The organism is Halorubrum halophilum, assembly GCF_000739595.1.
Classification (GTDB): domain Archaea; phylum Halobacteriota; class Halobacteria; order Halobacteriales; family Haloferacaceae; genus Halorubrum; species Halorubrum halophilum.
This window is the reverse complement of sequence record NZ_BBJP01000094.1, coordinates 1-2,178: the sequence shown is the minus strand read 5'-3', so window position 1 is coordinate 2,178 and position 2,178 is coordinate 1. Positions and strand designations below refer to the sequence as shown.

Here is a 2,178-nt window from a genome sequence, read left to right as displayed (position 1 = left end):
CTAAGTGGTACGTCCTTCATCTGTATTGACCGATCTGGCCTGCTAGCTTTTCGAGGAGTTTCTGTTCGGGATCTGCTTGTTCTCTTCAGCATACACTAGATTACCACCTCAGAGTAGCGCAAAACGCGAGATTTAGATACGTTGACTAGCTACAACCCGTGATACCTGATGGTCGAAATTTCTGATTCGCTTCGCTCTGTGTTTAGTGCTCAAATCGAAGAACGTGACGGGTCGTATATTGTGGATGTCCCCGCGAGTGAAATTGAACACGACGCGCTTGCTGCCGACGAAACGTATCGCGTCGCGATCTTGAAATCAGAATCCTCGACAAGCCAGAAGACTCAGGAAGAGCAACCCCAATCGGCTGCTCAAGAACCAACTCCGACGTCGGATGGTCCTCCCGTAGACGAAGGTGAAGTCCGCGACGTGACGATCGAGACGACTGGTGATCAAGGTGACGGCATTGCGAAGGTTGAACGCGGCTACGTCGTGATCGTTCCCGGCGGACAACCAGGTGATGAGCTGTCGGTCGAGATCGAGCAAGTCCAGGCAAACGTCGCGTTTGCCAGCATCGTCGAACCCGACTCACGGGCGCTGTAACGTCGTTTTACTGGCACTGTCTATTTGACTGGGATCGTTGGAACCCCGACTATCCTGATCCACCCTACTCGCTTCCTGGCTTCCCGATGTACTCCGATTTCATCGTCCCGTTTTCACGATAGTAGCGATAGAGATACGGGCCGTGCATATCCGCGGGGTCTCCGCTGGCGCACTTACAGCTATCGTCGCCACAGGTGACCTTCTCTTTGACGACGGTCCCGCTTCCTGCGCCATCGGACTCGTCGACGGGCTCCGCAGTCTCGGGAAGCTCCTCGGTGTCAACCGATTGGTCGCGATACTCGATGAGCGCCTCGACGGAGTTCCGTATCTCGTGGAGTGTCTCCGTATCCTGTTTTGGGAGCCCCTCTGCGAGATACTTCGGGAGCGAGGTGGGTGGTGACGGCTCCTCCATACCTTATGTAACAACTAGTCCCACTTTAGCGCTCGGGTGACACATAAGGAGTTGAACTCGCTTTACCAACTGTGAGCTCTTCAGCAATTACTCGAGATCGTAGGTCGCAATCTCGTGAGAGCTACCCTGTGGGCATTCATCAGTATCGACCGGGTCTGATGAGGAACCGTATACGCATGTCTCCCCCACAAGTAATGTAGATCGAATGAGTTGGGGCGTGTAACGAATGGGAGACTCGACGGATCCAGCCCCTCGTATCACGGATCTTTCGTCGATCGAGCCGGAGAACTTCAAATTCCGGAATACACAATTTCTGAGAGCAGACGGCCATCACTACGACAATCCACACGACGAGTCGTTCCTTGAACAGCGAAAGGAGATCTGGCGAGTGAGAAACGGCGATCTCGAACGGGTTCTCGAGGAGTTCCCAACTGACCGGCCGCTTCCCGAACAGTGCGCGCTCTGGATACACGCGCTCGTAGGGAAACACTTCTTCCCGGATGGGAACCACCGTACTGCGATCGTTACATTGCGAAAGCTGCTCCGTGACAACGGGATCGAACCGGGAGAATGGTCGACGGAGCGGGTCAAACGGGTGCGAGCTGAGTCACACGACGTTCGAAGAGAGATACCTCCGATCCATCTCGACAGATTGTATGAAACGGACGAGCTGTATCGCGTCTGGCTTCAGTTCTTCGGCGAGGTCCTTCCTGAAGAGTATCGCTGATTACTCTTTGTCGTCGTCGGTATCGTCGTCTGCGAGCGCCTCGTACAGTTCCTCGTTCTCCTCGACGTCTTTGGCCATTTCTCGCTCACTATCCCAGTTCATCGTATACCGTTGTCTAAGTGTGCGTACAGTGAAAAGCGTATCTCTCCCGGGATGCTCGTTAGTCGACGTTGACCGACTCACCACTACCCACTTCCGGGCTTCCCGATGTACTCTGATTTCATCGTCCCATTCTCACGATAGTAGCGGTAGAGATACGGGCCGTGCATATCCTGACGATCTCCGCTGGCGCACTTACAGCTGTCGTCGCCACAGGTGATCTTCTCTTTGACGATGGTCCAGTTCCTGAACTGTCGGGCTTGTTGACGGATTCAGCTGTCTCGGGAAGTTCATCGGTGCCGAGTGGCTGGTCGCGATACTCAGTCGATCACATCGGGTT

General features: G+C 54.4%; 3 protein-coding genes and 1 pseudogene. 2 read left to right on the top strand and 2 right to left on the bottom strand.

The window, feature by feature from the left end:
* The first annotated feature begins 168 nt into the window (after positions 1–168).
* Positions 169–600 carry a TRAM domain-containing protein gene (locus ACP96_RS17365; RefSeq protein WP_050034246.1) on the top strand — a complete coding sequence of 144 codons (432 nt, stop codon included), beginning with the start codon at positions 169–171 and terminating at the stop codon, positions 598–600.
* 64 nt (positions 601–664) lie between these two features.
* Here ACP96_RS17365 and ACP96_RS17360 read toward each other — a convergent pair whose 3' ends face one another.
* The gene (locus tag ACP96_RS17360) at positions 665–1,012 is read right to left on the bottom strand and encodes a DUF6788 family protein (protein WP_050034245.1); all 348 of its coding nucleotides are present in this window, start codon (positions 1,010–1,012) and stop codon (positions 665–667) included.
* A 226-nt stretch (positions 1,013–1,238) separates the two neighbouring features.
* Here ACP96_RS17360 and ACP96_RS17355 point away from each other — a divergent pair, with 226 nt between their 5' ends.
* Entirely contained in the window at positions 1,239–1,739 is a 501-nt protein-coding gene (locus ACP96_RS17355; protein WP_007992836.1) for a hypothetical protein, read from the top strand.
* Positions 1,740–1,924: 185 nt separating this feature from the next.
* Here ACP96_RS17355 and ACP96_RS19670 read toward each other — a convergent pair.
* Positions 1,925–2,160 (bottom strand): annotated as a pseudogene (locus tag ACP96_RS19670) (DUF6788 family protein); the annotation flags it as partial.
* Positions 2,161–2,178 lie beyond the last annotated feature (18 nt).